Annotated in this window: 19 protein-coding genes and 1 tRNA gene; 1 reads left to right on the plus strand and 19 read right to left on the minus strand. The window is 45.8% G+C overall.

The features are described from left to right. Positions 1-172 precede the first annotated feature (172 nt). The 17 genes from ABXT59_RS12340 to rlmE form a co-directional block, all read right to left on the minus strand. Entirely contained in the window at positions 173-1,942 is a 1,770-nt protein-coding gene (locus ABXT59_RS12340; protein WP_443636431.1) for a DUF4214 domain-containing protein, read from the minus strand. Positions 1,943-2,241: 299 nt separating this feature from the next. Continuing rightward, positions 2,242-2,508 (minus strand): hypothetical protein, encoded by a 267-nt coding sequence (locus ABXT59_RS12345; RefSeq protein WP_443636432.1) that lies wholly within the window; start codon positions 2,506-2,508, stop codon positions 2,242-2,244. Between the two features lie 55 nt (positions 2,509-2,563). Beyond that, on the minus strand, positions 2,564-2,842 hold the full coding sequence (locus ABXT59_RS12350; RefSeq protein ID WP_443636433.1) for an HGGxSTG domain-containing protein: 279 nt from the start codon (positions 2,840-2,842) through the stop codon (positions 2,564-2,566). Continuing rightward, complete coding sequence (locus ABXT59_RS12355) at positions 2,829-3,332, minus strand: hypothetical protein (RefSeq protein WP_443636435.1); 504 nt, start codon at positions 3,330-3,332, stop codon at positions 2,829-2,831. The genes ABXT59_RS12350 and ABXT59_RS12355 overlap by 14 nt, the downstream gene beginning before the upstream one ends. A gap of 246 nt (positions 3,333-3,578) precedes the next feature. Beyond that, complete coding sequence (locus tag ABXT59_RS12360; protein ID WP_443636437.1) at positions 3,579-4,673, minus strand: helicase RepA family protein; 1,095 nt, start codon at positions 4,671-4,673, stop codon at positions 3,579-3,581. Then, complete coding sequence (locus ABXT59_RS12365; RefSeq protein ID WP_443636438.1) at positions 4,666-5,067, minus strand: CHC2 zinc finger domain-containing protein; 402 nt, start codon at positions 5,065-5,067, stop codon at positions 4,666-4,668. Before ABXT59_RS12365 ends, ABXT59_RS12360 begins: the two co-directional genes overlap by 8 nt. Continuing rightward, positions 5,064-5,423, minus strand: a complete 360-nt coding sequence (locus ABXT59_RS12370) for a hypothetical protein (protein ID WP_443636439.1) — start codon at positions 5,421-5,423, stop codon at positions 5,064-5,066. Before ABXT59_RS12370 ends, ABXT59_RS12365 begins: the two co-directional genes overlap by 4 nt. Positions 5,424-5,434: 11 nt before the next feature. Continuing rightward, on the minus strand, positions 5,435-5,695 hold the full coding sequence (locus ABXT59_RS12375) for a helix-turn-helix transcriptional regulator (RefSeq protein WP_443636441.1): 261 nt from the start codon (positions 5,693-5,695) through the stop codon (positions 5,435-5,437). A 106-nt stretch (positions 5,696-5,801) separates the two neighbouring features. Next, the gene (locus ABXT59_RS12380; RefSeq protein WP_443636443.1) at positions 5,802-6,839 is read right to left on the minus strand and encodes a hypothetical protein; all 1,038 of its coding nucleotides are present in this window, start codon (positions 6,837-6,839) and stop codon (positions 5,802-5,804) included. Positions 6,840-6,977: 138 nt separating this feature from the next. After that, complete coding sequence (locus tag ABXT59_RS12385) at positions 6,978-8,153, minus strand: tyrosine-type recombinase/integrase (protein WP_443636444.1); 1,176 nt, start codon at positions 8,151-8,153, stop codon at positions 6,978-6,980. Between the two features lie 154 nt (positions 8,154-8,307). Next, a tRNA-Leu gene (locus ABXT59_RS12390) sits at positions 8,308-8,393 on the minus strand. Positions 8,394-8,401: 8 nt separating this feature from the next. Continuing rightward, the gene (secG, locus tag ABXT59_RS12395; protein ID WP_443636446.1) at positions 8,402-8,752 is read right to left on the minus strand and encodes a preprotein translocase subunit SecG; all 351 of its coding nucleotides are present in this window, start codon (positions 8,750-8,752) and stop codon (positions 8,402-8,404) included. Positions 8,753-8,795: 43 nt separating this feature from the next. Then, the gene (gene tpiA, locus ABXT59_RS12400; protein ID WP_443636448.1) at positions 8,796-9,548 is read right to left on the minus strand and encodes a triose-phosphate isomerase; all 753 of its coding nucleotides are present in this window, start codon (positions 9,546-9,548) and stop codon (positions 8,796-8,798) included. Between the two features lie 132 nt (positions 9,549-9,680). After that, the gene (glmM, locus tag ABXT59_RS12405; protein WP_443636449.1) at positions 9,681-11,012 is read right to left on the minus strand and encodes a phosphoglucosamine mutase; all 1,332 of its coding nucleotides are present in this window, start codon (positions 11,010-11,012) and stop codon (positions 9,681-9,683) included. A gap of 30 nt (positions 11,013-11,042) precedes the next feature. Beyond that, positions 11,043-11,888, minus strand: coding sequence for a dihydropteroate synthase (gene folP / locus ABXT59_RS12410; protein ID WP_443638623.1), 846 nt, complete (start codon positions 11,886-11,888; stop codon positions 11,043-11,045). Position 11,889: 1 nt separating this feature from the next. Continuing rightward, a complete protein-coding gene (gene ftsH / locus ABXT59_RS12415; RefSeq protein WP_443638625.1) occupies positions 11,890-13,851 on the minus strand; it encodes an ATP-dependent zinc metalloprotease FtsH in 1,962 nt (653 codons plus the stop codon). Positions 13,852-13,921: 70 nt separating this feature from the next. Further along, positions 13,922-14,545, minus strand: a complete 624-nt coding sequence (gene rlmE / locus ABXT59_RS12420) for a 23S rRNA (uridine(2552)-2'-O)-methyltransferase RlmE (RefSeq protein WP_443636451.1) — start codon at positions 14,543-14,545, stop codon at positions 13,922-13,924. A 142-nt stretch (positions 14,546-14,687) separates the two neighbouring features. On the opposite strand from rlmE, the gene ABXT59_RS12425 reads away from it, so the two are divergent. Then, positions 14,688-14,990: a YhbY family RNA-binding protein gene (locus ABXT59_RS12425; protein WP_443636452.1), complete on the plus strand. Its 303-nt coding sequence runs from the start codon at positions 14,688-14,690 to the stop codon at positions 14,988-14,990. 71 nt (positions 14,991-15,061) lie between these two features. On the opposite strand, the gene greA is transcribed toward ABXT59_RS12425, so the two are convergent. Both greA and carB read right to left on the minus strand, forming a co-directional pair. Continuing rightward, positions 15,062-15,541 carry a transcription elongation factor GreA gene (gene greA / locus ABXT59_RS12430; protein WP_443638627.1) on the minus strand — a complete coding sequence of 160 codons (480 nt, stop codon included), beginning with the start codon at positions 15,539-15,541 and terminating at the stop codon, positions 15,062-15,064. Between the two features lie 19 nt (positions 15,542-15,560). Then, a complete protein-coding gene (gene carB, locus ABXT59_RS12435) occupies positions 15,561-18,782 on the minus strand; it encodes a carbamoyl-phosphate synthase large subunit (protein WP_443636453.1) in 3,222 nt (1,073 codons plus the stop codon).

The following is an 18,782-nucleotide window of genomic DNA, read 5'->3' on the forward strand; positions in this document are numbered from 1 at the left end:
ACAGCATTTTCTAAGAAGAGCTAATGAACATTGGTAGCATTGCAGTGCTGGATGAGCGAACACAGCTTAGAGTATGGCTGTAAGGTGCTTAATCGATGTTAGAGAAGGTGTGAAGTGGGTAAGGGCTATGGCAGTTTGGGTACTAATAACTATTCTGGTAGTCGGGTGAAGCCTAGGCCACCCATAAGTCATACTGCACCCCATTACCAATCAGTTCTAGGACATTGGCTTGGTTTTCTGTGCCTTCAGAAAAGTCTGCCATCACCTTGTCCCAAGTTTTTTCTGGGTTATTGGCCAATTGATCCACCCACCAATCATAGCCACCACTGTCAGGGTCGCGACCAAGGACATTGTTATAAACCTTAGTGAGAAACTCCCCATTGCTGGGGTTAGTGCCGTAGGAAGCTCTAAATTCATCAGAGTCAATAAATCCCGCTGATACCTCTACCAAAGTCTTGCCTAAATCCATCTGTCCTATCCAATACCCTAAACCACCTTCATCAGGTGTGCGATTAAACGCCGCCTTATAAATACGGTAGCAACTGCCACCTACCTCGCCACTGCCAATATCAAGCGCAACCGCTTTATCAGAAAATACGACCCTCTCTACGGTACTGAGGCTGTCATTAGTGCCAGTGCTTATTTCTCGTAAGGTAGAGCTGCTTTCGCCCACAGCCAGCGTGTAGTTGGCCTGTGAAAGAGCGTACTTGATGGTGTCTAACCCTGCACCACCTTGAATAGTATCGGAGCCCCCATCTGCAAAGATGGTGTCGTTGCCACCATCACCATAAAGAAAATCATTACCACCATCACCATGAAGTTGGTCGTTGCCTTCCTTACCACGGATAGTGTCATCACCAGCATTACCCTTGAGAATATTTCCGGATGGATTCCCAGTAATGTTATCGCTTCCTGCTCCACCAGAAGCATTCTCAATTGTTGCATTAAAAGCAATGCCAAGATTGTTACTCATTGACCAGTCAACGTCAAAACCAATCGTCGAATACTCACCACCAATTAGGCTTATCGTGCTAGCTTTACTAAAGTTACTGAAATCAAGCGTATCTGTGCCTCCTGCGTCCCAAATCGTTTCAATAAATGGCGTATCTGGCTTGTAAAAATAGGTATTGTTACCACTATTATGGCTCATATTTGCACCATAAAGGTATTGAAGGGCAGCTATGTCATAAACCATAGATGCCTGTACAACCCCATACTCAATACCATCTTTCCGGTATGGCTGGGCATCACCCTCAATCCCTGTCATGACTGTATATTTCGTAAATATTTTTTCTTCTGGAAACGAAATAGTCCTGTGGTCTCCAGGATGTTCGATACCTAATGCATGCTGAATTTCATGTGTTAAAACTACAAAAGGTGAGTACATTGTCCCATTTTCTAATAGCCCTTGACCAAATGAGAGGTCCGCATATTTTGGTGAAAAGATAATATCACCCGCCTGTGGGTTTTTATCTGGCTGGTCACCTACTGCATCACCAATCACTCCATGAGTGCTTGAAATCAAACTGTTAATAAAAAATCGTATACTTCCAACCTTATTATTATTCTCACTGACCTCTACAAACGAAATATTTATGAACTGACTAAACTCAGCAAATGCAGCCCTCATGTCAGCTTTTTGTGTTTCTTTATAGGCCGTAGGATCATAGACTATTGAGTGATCTTCCATGGCAAACCAATCAGGACTGTATAGCGCTATATCTGAAGCAAAGCTATAAGAGATAACAATAGAACCATCCTTAGAATATTTTGAATCTAAATATGGATCCGTATTCCATTTACGAGGCCCTCCATAATAGTCACTAAAAAGGGAGTCTATGTAGTCAGTTCCAGAGTTTTTTATGATCTCAATAGATTGGCCAGAATTAAAGTATGTTTGCCCGTTAATTGCAGACGCTTCTATAATAGTTGAACCAGCCATATGATTACCCTAGATTGATTGAGTGAATAATTTTATGTCTAAGACCTTAACTCACGAATAACATTAAAATCAATCCAACACGTTATTTATAGTATCGGTACTTTTTAACTGCTTTATTAGTAAAATTATTGAGTCTTATTATGAATAGACACCTACACAGAGATACCTACCGGATGGAAGCTTTATTGCGCCTTATTATAATTAGTCGAATTAATTTTATGGCACCCTACTAACAATTTTTATTAAACACTGCGTACACAGCTAGGTATTGAGTAGAGTTTCAACTCTACCCCATCTTCTTAGTAATCGTCTAAGGTTATTGCTGTAGAACCTTCTAATAGCCTTGTAGGCATAATCTCCTTTAAAATTCTTTTAGCATAATCGGGCGCATAATAAATGGTTTTTGCAGGAAAGAAACGGATGCTTGGGTTGTAAGTGGCAATTGCAGCTCCGTTCTTAAAGAACCAATAATCCCATTCTGAACTTCTTACCGCATTGACACTGCTGCCTATAACATTGACCTCAACTGGTCCAAAGTTACCCCATGCCCCAATAGCAATATCCATTGCTTCTAGAATATTAAAACCTATTGTGATGCCAGATTCAAACCTTTACTTTTCCCTACTTTAGATCAGCTAATGCTTGCCGCAAGTGGGCCGCTTGCTTGCGTATGGCGATTGCTTCCTTGGTTCGCAGTCCGTTGATGTAGCGAGCGTTGTGAGGGCCACAAGCAGGTTTTTTCGGGCCTGTGGATTTGCCACCATGTAATTTACAGCGACCATTACGGATATTGCCTTTATGCTTACATGAACCACCAGCACGGGTTTTTGCACCACACAAAGACAGGGTATTAAAGTCGAACCTGTTGGGCGCATGGTCTTGGTGGTCACTTTTTATCATTCACTCCCCCTCCCTCATAGACACCTATTGCCGCTTGACCACCTGCCTCAACATGCACTTTTTCAACTATAATTTTCTGCGTCTGACTTTTGCCTTGGAGCTTTTGAAGTGTATTGATTTGTTCTAGGTAAATGCGGTTAAACTTAATCACTTGGTTACTGACAGCGTTTAATACCTGGTGTGTCTTGGCGGTATAGGCTTGGCTTGCCGTGTGGGTAACTAATAAGCTAGTTAGCGCCATTTGACTTGCTAGCATCAACTCTAGCTCATTGGTTGGTTTTGCAGCAGCAATCAGGGCCGCAGCCTTGGCTAGCGCATCCTTTTGGCTATGGCCTCTGTCAACCAGTAGTCCAGCAATGGGTGAAATTACCGTGTTGCTAATTTCTAAATGGTTCTTTACGTTGGCGCTGATTAGCAACTTAGGTAAGCAATGATTTTCATCTGGCATTACGACTGTTTGTTTGTTGTCATGGCTTAGTTTCATGATCATTTTTGATACTCCAATTCATACACATTTTAATTGTACTACCCACTTAGCTACCCAGTTAGCTACTACCCACTTAGCTTTGATAAATTCCTAAGTGGGTAGCTCTATAGCCCAATGATTACGTGGGTTTATGGTCTAAATACCCTTCAATTACCCACTTAGGTTATATATACACGCTAAGTGGGTGGGTAGTAGCTAATTACCCACTTAGGAATAATTACCCACTTAACTACCCAGTTAGCTACCCACTTAGCTTTCTCCTTTTTCTAAGCTTATTTGGCCCATTGAAACCATTTCACCATCACGGATAAGCGCCCCTTCATCAACAAGCTTTTCCATCCACCTTGCATAATGTTTAATATCAAAGCCCAGTGCTTTAAGGTCGTCTCGTATCAGGGCATAAGTAACTGGGGCATTAGTTTCTGTGCGGCTGCGTGCGCTTTGCCATAAGGCGGTGTGGTACGCCTTCCAGCGAGGTGTATTTATTGGTGGCGCTTCATCGTCACTAGGTGGCCTACCCACTGGAATAATGCACAATGAATTAACATCGTCACCATCCGAGTCAGTGCGAATATGAACACTGGTTAGGTCATAGGCTTTCGGTTCTGGCTGATCAGAATCTTTCATTTTGGAGCAAGCCAGCACTAAGGCTTGTTGGTCTTCACCGTCACGACTTACACGGTACTCCACGTCTAGGGCGGCTGGCAATGAACTGGAGCCACGGCCCCCACTTTCCACGTTCTTACCCGAATGGTGGACGACTAATACCGTAGCCCCTGTAAGCTGTTGAATGGCTGCACAGCCCGTTATAAACGCCCCCATATCCTTGGATGAATTTTCATCGTTGCCGCCATAGCATCGAGCTAATGTATCGAGAATGATTAGCTTTACGTCTTGCCCTGTCTTGGCTTTTATATCGTTGTAGTAATCGACCACCAGCTCCACTTGATCATAATTGGCGGGGAACACTGGCACACCCAATCGAGCCAAGTTATCAAGGTTAGCTCCCTGGTGTCGTATCTCCCATGCTCTAACCCGCTTGGTGACACCAAAGCCGCCCTCACCAGCAACGTAGAGCACAGCCCCTTCTTTGACCTTATGCTGATCCCAATCAATCCCAGAGGCGATATGACACGCCCAATCTAAGGCAAGGAAGCTTTTAAAACTGCCACTTGGCCCATACATACTGACAAATGATTGCTCAGGCAATAGCCCTTTAATGACAAAAGATTGTTCCCTGTCGTAGCCCGTAGAACCATACTCAAGCTCAACCTTTAACCGCGTAACTGGCAGGGCGTCTACTTCGGCTAATGTTGTGCTAATCGCTGTTACTGAACTATTCATGTAACGCTCCTTCAATCTTGTTAATCCGTTGCTGTCCAAGTGAACGCCTATTACGCTCATGGGTTGTTAGCGGTCGCTCTACTTTTTCCACTGCGTTGATAATGGCAACTTGAATGCGTTCACTTTTCAAGACTTCTTCAAAGCGTTGGCGCTTTCTCTCGGTCATTTCTGTACCCGCTAGCTTGTTATAAAATAGGTCGGCTACATTCAGCCCTATGGCTGCGGTAATGTCTGAGGTTTCGCAACCCGCAAAGCAATAAACTAATACCCTGTCATCGGTTTCTGTAATAGCTAGGCTAGGGGACTTGTCTTGATGACCAGGACAACATGCCATCCACTTCCCATTACCACCTGTGACCTGTTCTAGTCGGTCTAATACATCAACTGCTTTCATGCCTCAACCCAGTTCATAGGTTGAGCATTCCGCTTAGACCTTAATCCATCCAACAGCTTCATGGCCTTAGTGCGGTTATCACCAGTTAGAAAGTAATGGGCGTATGCGGCTTTACTGCGAGCCCTTGGGATTGTCTTTCTCACTCGATCAACCATAATGCCGTGGGTTTTTTGAAGACTAGATACTTCAGAATGTAGGCAGGTTTCGTTATAAGCACGACCAGCATCATGGGTATTTGTTTCATGCCGCGTCAGTAGCAGAATCAAACACTCTTCGATTTTGGTTGGGTCATTAATTGGCGTATAATCAGATTGTGAATCGTGATCAGGGCTGCTCTTTTGGGTGGCCTTTTTCATTTCTGCCCCCCCTACGCCGCTACTGGATTTTTAGAACGTGAGTCAGCAATACGCTGCTCTAGCCATTCGTTAACCTCAGATTCTACCCAACCGCTAGCTCTACCGTTCGGAGTGAGCTTTATAGGGGATGGGAATAATCCTTGCGATACAAGTTTATGAACATGAGAGCGGCACAAGTCGACCTTATCGTGAACTTTAGGCCAGCGAATAATACGGGGGTTAGTTGATGTATTGGTGTTGCTGTTTTGCTGTAAGCGGATGCTAGTAGCCATGTTATTGTCTCCTGAGACGGTAGTTAACATGGGCACACGTTAATGGATGGCTATGCGGTTATTAGATAAATACCAAAACCCAATAATAAATATCAAAAACCTTTAATTAGCTGTTTTTTAAAGAGTCACAGCCTATTTTTAGCCTCTTCCTCAAGGTTGAAATAGATAGCGCCTTGTTTGAAAGGCTCCCTACATCATCAGCAGGCAGGTATTGCTGTAGTAACTCAGACAATCCACTGATATTGGGGTTTTCTTGAGTACCACAATTCGCACCAGCCTTGTCTGCCAGCGCTTTGGTTAGCAGCCCAATGGCAAGTTCATAGTTACGCTGAGTTGTATCGGTAACGCTGCTTGAACCTACTTTGCCAGTTAGGGCATTGAGTGAGCTCATTTTTAAGACGTATATCGCATCTTGGGGCATTAAATGGGCAGGATCATAGTTATCTTTCTTAGGTTTTGACTTTACGTATGATAAATATTCAACTCTTTGCTCTTTATGATCGGCAAGAGCTTTTTTAGCATTCTTGCCAGTCAGGCTTCCATATCCAATTTGCTCGTGAATTTCTCGTAATGCCGCGTTAGACCCCGTCTGATATTCATTTTCATCAACGCTAACCTGAAGTTCGCATACCTCTCCATTAGGTTGACTAAGGAATATACCATCTAAACAAGTTAGAGTTATTTCGGGGCCACCAGTTAAAACTTGAAACATATGCTCAATATTTAACTTGTTGTTGCCAACCATGACTAAGTCCCAAATACCACCTACTGTCGTAAAGTCGTTTTTAACATCGCGTTTAAAGTATTGATTTTCTCCTATAGCAACAGAACTAATAATTTTATGAGGGGCGGCGGGTCTGATTAAAGGATCTTCACCACGTTCTTTTCTAATCCTGTCGACAGTTTCATTGATACTAGCCAAATCAAGGTCGTCTGACATATAAAAGTCTGCGTCCTCTATACCAACGGAGCGGCCAGTTCTCGCATAAGCATGATTAACTAAATTAGCTGATAGCGTAAGGTGTCGATCTAAGACTAGTCGGTATATGTCAGATTCTGTCACTGTTTCTGAAAACGCTAATGATAAATACGTTGCTGATTCAGCGACAGTAAGCCATTTTTTAAGTTTGAAAAGTTTACTCACAAAGCATCCCTGCGACCTACAAATAATTTACCATGCCAGAGTGGGTAGGTTTGCCACCTTTTCGAGAATCAGCCTAGGAACAGTACAACTTAGAATCTATTATTTACCACCAGCACCAAAATTAAGGGCGACCGCGTTTTAACCTGCTTCCATCTGCTCAATGTAATTTCCCCACCAATCCATAATCTTAACTCGATCTTCTAAATACTCAGCATGGCGGCTATACGCTGCGCGAACCTTGTTACGTTGCTGGTGTCCTAGCTGCTTATCTACTGCCTCAATGTTGAACTTCTCAATCAGTATCGAGTTGGCGGTGTTTCTAAACCCGTGGGGTGTAGCTTCGCCCCTGTAGCCCATGCGGTTGAGCGCTTGGTTCATGGTATTTTCTGATATTGGCCGATCCTTGCCCCTAAAGCCAGGAAACAACAAATCATAGTGGCCCGTAATTGGGCGCAGGCGTTCGAGCAATTCTAAAGTTTGCTTAGGTAATGGTACTAGATGGTCAGAGGTCATCTTCATGCGTTCAGCAGGAATGCGCCATAATTTATCTTCTAGATCAAACTCTTCCCAACGAGCCAAGCGTATTTCACCTGGTCGGACAAACGTTAAGATTGTAAGGCGTAGCGCAAGAATAGTGACCATTTCACCACTGTAATTATCAATACTCTTGAGGAAGTGGGGCAACTCTTCACGCGACATTGAAGGCCTGCTTTTAACTTTGCGCGTTTTGAGCGCACCCTGTAGCTCTGAGGCTGGGTTATACACTAGGCGGTCAGTTTGTATGGCATAACGAAAGACTGCGCCACAGCGCTGTAGGATGCGGCTTGCTACATCTAATGCGCCTCTAGACTCAACCGCTCTAACTACGTCCAACAGTTCACCAGACGTTATACCCTTAACTGGCCTTGTACCAATGTAGGGCAGCACATCAACTTCAAGTGTGCGCCACACATTGTTAGCATGATCTTCTTTCCAGCCTTCCCTTTCATTTTTCCACCACTCAAGGGCGAGATTGTTAAACGAGTTTTCAGCTTCGATCTTTTGAGCACGTCTATTTGATTTTTTTAACTGAATGGGGTCATCACCGTCACTCAAGGTCTTTTTGGCTGTATCACGCTTGCCCCTAGCTTCTTTAAGCAACACGGTTGGATAAACGCCAAAGGCCATAACCTTCTCTTTGCCTAAGTAACGATACTTGAGCCGCCAATATTTAGAGCCGTTAGGATGGATAAGCAAATACAAGCCGCCAGAATCGTACAGCTTGTACTGCTTCTCCAAGATTTTGGCATTATTGATTTGGGGTATATTTAGCATAATCGTGGACTTCTTCCCTTTATACCCCCCACTATACCCCCAAATATAAGCCCACATCAATAGCCAATAACGGACAGTAATTATATAACAGACAAAGAAAAGCCCCATTTTTAGGGGCTTTTAGGACATCTATGATTGGTAATAGACGTCAATTTGGTACCGGCGGCCGGAGTTGAACCGGCACGAGCATAGCTCACCACCCCCTCAAGGTGGCGTGTCTACCAATTCCACCACGTCGGCATAACCCTTTACTCTGTTACTGGCACATCGCTGTCAGTAGGCACCAATGCTTCTTCAAAATTAGGAAGCGTTTGTTGCTCTACTTGCTCAACGATGGGAATGCCCGCATCAGAAATACTGCTAGCTTGTTGCTTGGCGTAGAAAGCCAAAGCAAAACTGGTCACAAATAAACCAGCCGCTATAATCGCCGTAGTCCGGCTCAGAAAGTTTCCTGAACCGCTACTGCCAAAAACGGTTTGTGAAGCACCGCCACCCCCAAAAGAGGCCCCAGCATCGGCACCTTTGCCTTGCTGAATCATAATAAAGCCAATTAAGGCTACGGCTAACAACACATGTACAATTAGAATTGCTACTTCCATTAAATTTCTCGCTTTACACTTATTGCGTTTAATACGCGCTAATCTATTTCGCCGCCCGACCAATGGCCAAAAAAGAATCGGCTTGTAAGGATGCGCCGCCAACTAGGCCGCCATCAATGTCTGCTTGAGCAAATAGCTCTTCAGCACTGGCCACAGTCACACTGCCACCATATAAAATCTTTAATCCGCGAGCCTGCTCTGGCGCCACATCCGCTATATGATCACGGATGGCTCGATGCACTTCCTGCGCTTGCTTCGGACTCGCAGTTAACCCAGTGCCTATGGCCCACACTGGCTCATAAGCGATTACAGCATGGGCGAAGCTAGCCCCACCCGCGGCATCTATAACGGCCTGAATTTGACCATTCACCACACTTAAAGTCCGTCCTTGTTCACGCTGCTCTAAGGTTTCACCTACACATAATATCGGCGTTAACTGCATCGCCTGGGTAGCCACATATTTGGCTGCCACTTGACTATCGTCTTCTGCAAACAAAGCACGTCGCTCTGAATGCCCTACCAGCACGTAGCTGACATCAAACTCTTTAGCCATGACTAAAGACACTTCTCCAGTATAAGCACCTTTGTCTTGGGCACAAATGTTTTGTACGCCAATACGAATACCTGTACCCATCAATTCGGCTTGGGCTTGTGCCAGGTATGGAAATGGAGGAAACACCACCAGCTCTGCATTAGAGACTGATGCCACATTGTCTTTTAGGCCACTTAATAACTCAGTTACAGCGCTTTTGCTGGCATTCATTTTCCAGTTGCCTGCAACGATCATGTGAGCCATTACCTTAACCTTCTGTTGACACAAGCCAACGGTATTCAATTTGAGCGCGCAATAATACTGAAATTAGGGCCTCTAAACAAGGCATTAAGTGTTTTTAGCCTGCATTTAACCAGTTATTGGTAGCCCATTAGTTTAAGAGATGACTTGATTAACATCGTGAGCTAACTCTTGTGCGTACTGGCTCACCAAATCGGCATCTTCACCCTCTACCATCACTCTCACCAAAGGCTCAGTGCCAGAGGGCCGAAGTAATACCCGTCCGCGGCCTCCCATGCGTTTTTCCATGGCTTCGACCATCCCATCTAAAGCCGGGTATTCTGACAAATTCACTCGGCTACCAAAGCGCAGGTTAACCATTTTCTGTGGCATCTTTTGCATTTGACTCTTGAGTTCATATAACGATTTGCGACTCGATTGGATGGCTTGTAAAACCTGCAATGCAGCTACAATGCCGTCGCCTGTGGTAGTGAGGTTTCTACAAATTAAATGGCCTGAAGATTCGCCACCAAGGAGCCAGCCCTTGTCTCTTAGCTCCTGCATTACATATCGATCCCCTACTTGGGCACGGGAAAAATCAATACCCAAGTCCTTGAGGCCAAGTTCCATGCCTAGGTTGCTCATTTGTGTACCAACAACCCCACCTTCAAGCAAACCATTACGCTTTAAATGAGCGGCGATAATGAACATCAGTTCGTCACCATCAACCTCATCACCCGTATGATCCACCATAATCAAACGATCACCATCGCCATCTAAGGCAATGCCTATATCTGCTTCTTGCAAGCGTACAACTTTACGCAACATGGCGATGGACGTAGAGCCACAGTCTTGGTTGATGTTGAACCCATCCGGGTCAATACCTACGCTAGTGACATCAGCACCGAGTTCGTGCAACACGTTAGGCGCAATGTGGTAGGTCGCACCATGGGCACAGTCGAGTACGATTTTCATCCCCTTTAAGCTGGTATGGTGGCTCACAGTGCCTTTACAAAATTCAATATAGCGACCAGCAGCGTCAGAGATGCGCTGCGCTCGGCCTAGATTTTCTGGAGCCACACACACCATGGTTTCTTGTAGTTTATCTTCAATAGCGGCTTCTATTTCGTTAGACAGTTTTACGCCTTGGGCCGAAAAAAACTTAATACCATTGTCTCGATAACCATTGTGTGAGGCGCTGATCACGATGCCAGCTTCGGCGTGAAAAGTACGCGTTAGGTAGGCCACGGCTGGAGTGGGCATGGGTCCCAATAACAGCACATCTGCGCCTGCCGCCGATAAGCCCGCTTGCAACGCAGACTCAAACATATACCCAGACACGCGAGTGTCTTTGCCAATTAAAACTTTACTGCGGCCTTGTTCAGAAAATACCTTTCCAACGGCCCAGCCTAATTTGAGCATAAAGTCGGGGGTGATGGGGTATTCACCACAGCGGCCACGAATACCATCTGTTCCAAAGTACTTCATACCAAACTCCTTTCTATCGCCTTCCGTGGTTTAGATTTGATCACTGACCATGACCGCATGTGCCATGTGCAGCGCATCAACCGTAGGCCCAACATCATGCACTCGCACGATCTGCGCACCGCGTTCATAGGCCATCACAGCAACAGACAAGCCACCATACAAACGTTCATCCATGGGTCGATTCAAGACATGACCAATCATGCTTTTACGTGACATGCCTACCAATACTGGCAGACCTTTATTGACTAATTTGCTAAGCTGTTTTAGTAATTGTAGATTATGGACTAAGGTTTTACCAAAGCCAAATCCTGGATCAATGAGTATTCGCTCTGCTGGGATACCTGCATGCTCACACTGGGCAACACGCTCATCAAAATAGGCACTAATATCCTCAACTACAGAATCATAAACAGGGTTGTTTTGCATGGTCTTAGGGTCACCCTGCATATGCATGAGGCATACGGGCAACTGTGTATCAGCGGCAGCCTGCAAGGCACCTTTACGCCCTAGAGCCCGCACATCATTAATCAACCCAACACCAGCTCTAGCCGCAGCCACCATAACCTCAGGTGTACTAGTATCCACTGAAATTACGACATCTAAGGAAGCTCGAATGGCTTCAATCACTGGAATAACACGATCGAGTTCTTGTTGAGCAGAGACTGCATCTGCACCTGGGCGGGTTGATTCGCCTCCGATGTCAAGAAAACTGGCACCCTCTGCCACCATCGCCCGCGCCCGCTCCATAGCGGTATCTAGGCACACATATTGATTAGCAAATAAGCTGCCACCATCAGAAAAAGAATCGGGAGTGACATTTAACACTCCCATAACATGTGGCTCTGACAAGTTAAGCCGCTGGTCACCAAACAACATCTTAGCTTGGCGCTTCGTCTGCACCTAGCACATCGCTGTTGTCTGCGTCTAGATCAGATTCAGCAACAGTGGCCTGGTCATCCGCTGAGGCGGCACTAGCATTGCCATCAATGTCTGAACCGCTACTATTACGATCCTGATCGTCCCAACCTTCTGGCGCAGACACATCTTCACGAGCTAACAATTGATCCAACTGACCTGAGTCAATGGTTTCATACTTCATCAAGGCATTCGCCATGGCATCTAGGATGTCGCGATTGTCATGTAAAATAACATTGGCACGCTCGTAACAAGTATCAATAATTTCTTTTATTTCGCTATCAATAACTGCTGTTGTTTCATCAGAGAAACCTTTGGCGCCCTGGCCTTGTGCACCACTAAACGGATCAGTATCTTCTGATTCATAAAGCAGTGGGCCTAATTTTTCGGACAGGCCCCACTTGGTCACCATGTTACGCGCCAGTTGTGTCGCGCGCTGAATATCGTTAGAAGCGCCAGTAGTCACGCCCTCTTTTCCTAAGGTCATTTCTTCCGCAATACGACCACCATACAGGCTACAAATTTGACTCAAAATACCTTGCCGAGACAAGCTATAGCGGTCTTCTTCGGGCAAGAACATGGTCACGCCTAAAGCTCGGCCACGGGGAATAATAGTCACCTTATAAACGGGATCGTGATCTGGCACCAAACGTCCAACAATGGCATGGCCCGCTTCGTGATAAGCCGTGTTGAGCTTTTCTTTAGGCTGCATGACCATAGATTTGCGCTCGGCCCCCATCATGATTTTATCTTTAGCCTTCTCTAACTCATCCATGCCCACGGTGCGCTTATTTAAACGCGCCGTAAACAAAGCGGCCTCGTTCACTAGGTTAGCTAGGTCTGCACCCGAAAAGCCTGGCGTTCCACGCGCGATTAACTTGGCTTTTACGCTGTCACCTAGAGGTACTTTTTTGAGGTGTACATTAAGAATCTGTTCGCGCCCACGAATGTCTGGTAGAGGCACGTAAACCTGACGGTCAAAACGACCAGGACGCAATAACGCTTTGTCTAATACGTCTGGGCGGTTAGTTGCCGCGATCACAATAATTCCTTCGTTACCTTCAAAACCATCCATTTCTACTAATAACTGGTTGAGGGTTTGTTCACGTTCATCATTACCACCGCCCATGCCAGCGCCACGATGGCGACCCACGGCATCGATCTCGTCAATAAAGATAATGCATGGCGCTTGTTTTTTGGCTTGCTCAAACATATCACGTACACGGGATGCACCCACACCCACAAACATTTCAACAAAATCAGAACCAGAAATACTAAAGAAAGGCACCTTAGCTTCACCCGCTATGGCTTTAGCCAACAAGGTCTTACCTGTGCCTGGCGCACCCGACATGAGCACACCCCTTGGTATATGACCCCCCAAGCGTTGAAACTTGCCGGGGTCACGCAAAAATTCCACCAATTCCTGCACGTCTTCTTTGGCTTCTTCAACCCCTGCAACATCAGCAAAAGTAGTTTTAATTTGATCTTCGCTCATTAAGCGGGCTTTACTCTTACCAAAGGACATGGGACCACCCTTGCCTCCCGCGCCACCTTGCATTTGGCGCATGAAGAACATGAACACCACAATAATAATTAGAATAGGGGCACTCGCAACTAAAAGTTGCATCCAGATACTCTGTTGCTCTGGCTGTTTACCTACAATTTCCACCTCATGGGTTAGCAGATCATCCACTAACTTAGGGTCTGACAAGGCTGGCCGCACCACTTCAAAGCTAGTGCCATCACCAAATTTGCCGTTGATCATAATACCATCAACTTCTACGTTTCGAACTTGATCACGCTGTACCGCCTGTACAAATTCTGAATAGCTCACGCGATTGGGAGCAGCTTCTTGGCTAAAGTTATTAAACACCGTTAACAGCACCGCTGCGATGATGAGCCATAAAACCAAATTCTTTGTCATGTTGTTCAAGTGCTAGACTCCTAATCCTCTGTTCGAGGGTGACTTGGGTATGCAGGAATGCAAACGAGGTTTACTGTCCCTTAAAACCGGTTGCCAATTGATAAACTTCTCGCGAACGTCCACGAGAAGCATCGGGTTTACGTGACCGCACGGCAGTAAAACTAGTGCGGGTGTCTTTTAATAAATCATCAAAACCTTCACCATGAAACACCTTAGCTACAAAGGAGCCTCCAGGCTTCAAAACACTGCGGGCCATATCCAGGGCCAGCTCAACCAGATACATAGATTTTGGTTGATCAATAGCAGGGTTACCACTCATATTGGGGGCCATATCAGAAATTACAAGGTCTGCTTTTTCACCACCTAATGCCGCTACGATCTGGTCATAAACAGCTTGCTCAGTAAAGTCACCTTGCACAAAGGTCACATCAGCAATGGAGTCCATAGCCAGAATATCTGAAGCCACTACTGTACCTTCTTCACCGACTAACTGCATAGCCACTTGAGTCCACCCACCCGGGGCTGCACCTAAATCGACCACGGTCATACCCAGGCGTAATAAGCGATCTTTCTTACTTATTTCAAGCAATTTATAACTAGCCCTAGAGCGATAGCCATCTTTTTGTGCCTGTTTAACATACGGGTCGTCAAAGTGCTCTTTTAGCCAGTTGCTGCTGGTTTTTGATCTAGCCAAGGGACTCTCTATTGATAGTTCGAAAAGTAAGTGGGTTAATCTAGCGGCTAACAAGCGCAATTGCCAGACATGCGGTATAATAATGGATAGTTTAACACAGCCATAGGGCCTATTGCGCCCAACAATTTACCTTTGGACATCCATGAATTTAGCTCAATCACAGAAAAAACAACTTCGCTCTATTGGTCATTCCTTGCATCCACTGGTGACCGTAGCCAGCAAAGGACTTTCCGAGAACGTAATGACAGAAATCAAGCGTGCACTTTTTGATCACGAATTGATCAAGGTGAAGTTTTCTGTCGGTGATCGTGAGGTAAAAAACACACTCATTGCAGACATGTGCAAGCAAACTGGAGCAGCTCTAGTTCAGTCTATTGGCAACGTTGCGCTGGTGTACCTAAGCAACCCTGACGCAGACCCCAAAAAGTCTAACGTAGAAAGCTAACCCTCAAGCCTAGACCCATGCTTCCAGCATTAACAGCGGGAAGCATGTCGGCCTATCGGCGCCGCTGCTTTTTATACAATATGCTCGACGCTAATAATTTCGTAATCCACCACGCCACCTGGTGTCGTCACGCGCACTTCATCACCCTCACTTTTGGCGATTAAAGCCCGTGCAATGGGTGAACCCACAGAAATCTTACCCGCTTTAATATTAGCTTCGTCTTGACCCACAATGCAATAAGTTTGCTCTTCGTCAGTATCCAAATTCATAATAGTGACTGTGGCGCCAAAAATAACCTTACCCGTATGAGGAATTTGGCTGACGTCTATTACTTGCACCAAGGAAAGTTTAGCTTCAACCTCTTGAATTCGGCCTTCACAGAAACTTTGCTGCTCTCGGGCCGCATGATATTCAGCATTCTCTTTGAGATCACCGTGCTCACGAGCCGTGGCAATGGCTTGAATAATGCGCGGTCTAGTGACACTTTTTAATTCTGTTAACTCGGCACGCAAAAGTTGCTCTCCACGCACGGTCATAGGGACTTTAGTAATTGCCATAATTAATATTTCCTTACGCTATCAAGGTCGCATGCATGTCTTGCAAGCGACGCACTTCTTGCTCTTCCCCAAACGCCAGACCTTCCATCACCGCAAGACCTCCCGTAAGGGTTGTGGCATAGGCAACCTTATGTTGCAAAGCTGAGCGACGAATCAATGATGAATCATTAATCGCCTGACGCCCTTCTGTGGTGTTCACAACGAAGGTGATTTCATCATTCTTGATCTTATCCACAATATTAGGCCGGCCTTCCATCACCTTATTCACCAACTCGCACTCGAAACCTGCTTCAGTAAGGGTTTTTTGAGTTCCACTGGTAGCCACCAAGGTAAATCCAAGTTCTATTAAGCCTGACGCTAATTTAACACAAGCAGGCTTATCGACCTCACGCACAGACACAAAGGCTTTACCTGCTAAAGGCATGGCTTGGCCAGTGCCAATGTGGGCCTTAGAAAATGCTTCGGCGAAGCTATTGCCAATGCCCATGACTTCGCCCGTCGACTTCATTTCAGGACTGAGTATAGGGTCAACACTAGGAAACTTGTTAAACGGGAACACGGCTTCTTTAACGCTAAAGTAGCTTGGGATAATCTCCTTAGTAAAGCCAATCTCTGCCAAACTTTTACCCGCCATCACCTGAGCACCAATGTCTGCCAAAGAAACACCAATGCACTTAGACACAAAAGGCACGGTTCGAGAAGCTCGAGGGTTCACTTCAATGACGTAGATTTCGCCATCTTGCCACGCCAACTGGGTATTCATTAACCCAATGACTCCAAGCTCTAAAGCCATACGCTTCACTTGGTCACGCATGGCGTTTTGCACTTCTTGGGGCAAGTCATAGGGCGGCAATGCGCACGCCGAATCACCTGAGTGAATACCCGCTTGCTCAATGTGTTGCATAATGGCACCAATGACCACTTGCTCGCCGTCACACACAGCATCAATATCCACTTCAACAGCATTACTCAAAAAACGATCTAGCAACACAGGCGAGTCATTAGACACCTGCACCGCTTCGTTCATATAACGTTTTAACTCTGTTTCTTGGTGCACAATTTCCATCGCCCGCCCGCCCAAAACGTAAGATGGACGAACCACTAAAGGATAACCAATTTTTTCTGCTGCACGCACCGCCTCTTCTTGACTGCGCACGGTCGCATTATCAGGCTGCAGTAGGCCTAAGCGCTGAATCATTTGTTGAAAACGCTCACGATCTTCCGCTCGATCAATAGCTTCTGGGCTAGTTCCAAGTATGGGCACACCCGCATTTTCTAAATCAACCGCAAGCTTAAGTGGGGTTTGGCCACCGTATTGCACAATGACTCCTTTAGGCTGCTCAATTTCAACAATTTCTAACACGTCTTCTAAGGTAACAGACTCAAAGTAAAGACGGTCTGAGGTGTCGTAATCGGTAGAAACAGTCTCTGGGTTACAGTTCACCATAATGGTTTCATAACCCTGCTTGCGCATGGTTAGAGCCGCATGCACACAACAGTAGTCAAATTCAATACCCTGGCCAATGCGGTTGGGGCCACCCCCTAGTATCATGATCTTATCACGCTGGGTAGGACGTGCTTCACACTCTTGTTCATAGGTTGAGTACATATATGCCGTGTCAGTGGAAAATTCGGCTGCACAGGTATCGACGCGCTTATAAACAGGGCGCACGCCCAGTTTTTGGCGATGCTGACGGAAGCCCTTTTCAGTAAGACCTAACAAGGTAGCCAAGCGAATATCAGAGAAACCCTTGCGTTTAAGACGATAAACCCGATCATAGTTTAGATCAGCAAGGCCAAGCTTAGCCAACTTGGCTTCTTCTTGAATTAAATCCTGCAACTGCACTAAAAACCAAGGGTCAATACCCGAGTATTGATAAATTTCTTGCACATCCATGCCTATTCGCAAAGCATCACCAACAAATTGAATCCGGTCAGCGCGTGGGGTTTTGAGCTCTGCAATAATGCGACTGCGAGCGTCTTCTTGGGTGATGTCTAAGATAGGGTCTAGACCATGAATGCCTGTTTCTAGCCCGCGCAAGGCCTTTTGTAAGGACTCTTGAAAGGTACGGCCAATCGCCATCACCTCACCCACAGATTTCATTTGTGTGGTTAGGCGATCGTCAGCTTGCGGGAACTTCTCAAACGTAAAACGAGGAATTTTGGTAACCACATAATCAATGGCTGGCTCAAACGATGCCGGTGTGGCGCCGCCTGTAATCTCGTTTTGTAGTTCGTCTAAAGTGTAGCCCACGGCTAACTTAGCCGCGACCCGCGCAATGGGAAAACCTGTGGCTTTAGAAGCGAGCGCTGATGAGCGTGACACCCTTGGGTTCATTTCGATCACGACCATGCGCCCATCTTCTGGGTTAACGCCAAACTGAACGTTAGAACCGCCTGTTTCTACTCCAATTTCGCGCAACACCGCCAATGAGGCATTACGCATAATTTGGTATTCTTTGTCAGTCAGGGTTTGAGCAGGAGCAACAGTGATGGAATCACCCGTGTGCACACCCATGGCATCAAAATTTTCAATGGCACAAATAATAATACAATTATCATTAGTATCTCGCACCACTTCCATTTCATACTCTTTCCAACCAATCAAAGACTCATCAATGAGCAACTCACTAGTGGGTGAAAGATCTAATCCACGAATACAGATTTCTTCAAATTCTTCACGGTTGTAGGCAATGCCGCCACCTGACCCGCCCATGGTGAAGGAGGGTCTAATAATGGCTGGAAAACCGATGCGCGTTTGCACATCAAAGGCTTGCTCTAGGGTGTGAGCAATTTCAGCACGCGGGCACTCTAGCCCAATGTTCTTCATGGCCTTATCAAAGCGATTACGATCTTCTGCTTTATCGATGGTGTCTGCATCAGCACCAATCATTTCAACATTGTACTTTTTAAGGACGCCCATGCGGTTAAGATCCAAGGCGCAGTTAAGGGCAGTTTGCCCGCCCATAGTGGGTAAAATTGCACTAGGCCGCTCTTTTTCTATGATTTTCTCTACCGTCTGCCAACGAATGGGTTCAATGTAAGTGGCATGGGCCATCGCTGGATCAGTCATGATAGTGGCTGGGTTAGAGTTCACTAAAATAACCCGGTAGCCTTCTTCGCGAAGGGCTTTACAAGCCTGTGCGCCAGAATAATCAAATTCACAGGCTTGTCCAATAATGATCGGGCCAGCACCAAGGATTAAAATACTTTCGAGGTCAGAACGTTTAGGCAT

Origin of the sequence: Candidatus Njordibacter sp. Uisw_058, from assembly GCF_047730065.1 — a bacterium.
In the GTDB taxonomy this organism is placed as follows: domain Bacteria; phylum Pseudomonadota; class Gammaproteobacteria; order Pseudomonadales; family Balneatricaceae; genus Njordibacter.

Coding starts and splice junctions, on each gene's coding strand:
- ABXT59_RS12340 (WP_443636431.1), bottom strand. CDS start 1,942: ATGGCTGGTTCAACTATTATAGAAGCGTCTGCAATTAACGGGCAAACA.
- ABXT59_RS12345 (WP_443636432.1), bottom strand. CDS start 2,508: ATGGATATTGCTATTGGGGCATGGGGTAACTTTGGACCAGTTGAGGTC.
- ABXT59_RS12350 (WP_443636433.1), bottom strand. CDS start 2,842: ATGATAAAAAGTGACCACCAAGACCATGCGCCCAACAGGTTCGACTTT.
- ABXT59_RS12355 (WP_443636435.1), bottom strand. CDS start 3,332: ATGATCATGAAACTAAGCCATGACAACAAACAAACAGTCGTAATGCCA.
- ABXT59_RS12360 (WP_443636437.1), bottom strand. CDS start 4,673: ATGAATAGTTCAGTAACAGCGATTAGCACAACATTAGCCGAAGTAGAC.
- ABXT59_RS12365 (WP_443636438.1), bottom strand. CDS start 5,067: ATGAAAGCAGTTGATGTATTAGACCGACTAGAACAGGTCACAGGTGGT.
- ABXT59_RS12370 (WP_443636439.1), bottom strand. CDS start 5,423: ATGAAAAAGGCCACCCAAAAGAGCAGCCCTGATCACGATTCACAATCT.
- ABXT59_RS12375 (WP_443636441.1), bottom strand. CDS start 5,695: ATGGCTACTAGCATCCGCTTACAGCAAAACAGCAACACCAATACATCA.
- ABXT59_RS12385 (WP_443636444.1), bottom strand. CDS start 8,153: ATGCTAAATATACCCCAAATCAATAATGCCAAAATCTTGGAGAAGCAG.
- secG (WP_443636446.1), bottom strand. CDS start 8,752: ATGGAAGTAGCAATTCTAATTGTACATGTGTTGTTAGCCGTAGCCTTA.
- tpiA (WP_443636448.1), bottom strand. CDS start 9,548: ATGGCTCACATGATCGTTGCAGGCAACTGGAAAATGAATGCCAGCAAA.
- glmM (WP_443636449.1), bottom strand. CDS start 11,012: ATGAAGTACTTTGGAACAGATGGTATTCGTGGCCGCTGTGGTGAATAC.
- folP (WP_443638623.1), bottom strand. CDS start 11,888: ATGTTGTTTGGTGACCAGCGGCTTAACTTGTCAGAGCCACATGTTATG.
- ftsH (WP_443638625.1), bottom strand. CDS start 13,851: ATGACAAAGAATTTGGTTTTATGGCTCATCATCGCAGCGGTGCTGTTA.
- ABXT59_RS12425 (WP_443636452.1), top strand. CDS start 14,688: ATGAATTTAGCTCAATCACAGAAAAAACAACTTCGCTCTATTGGTCAT.
- carB (WP_443636453.1), bottom strand. CDS start 18,782: ATGCCTAAACGTTCTGACCTCGAAAGTATTTTAATCCTTGGTGCTGGC.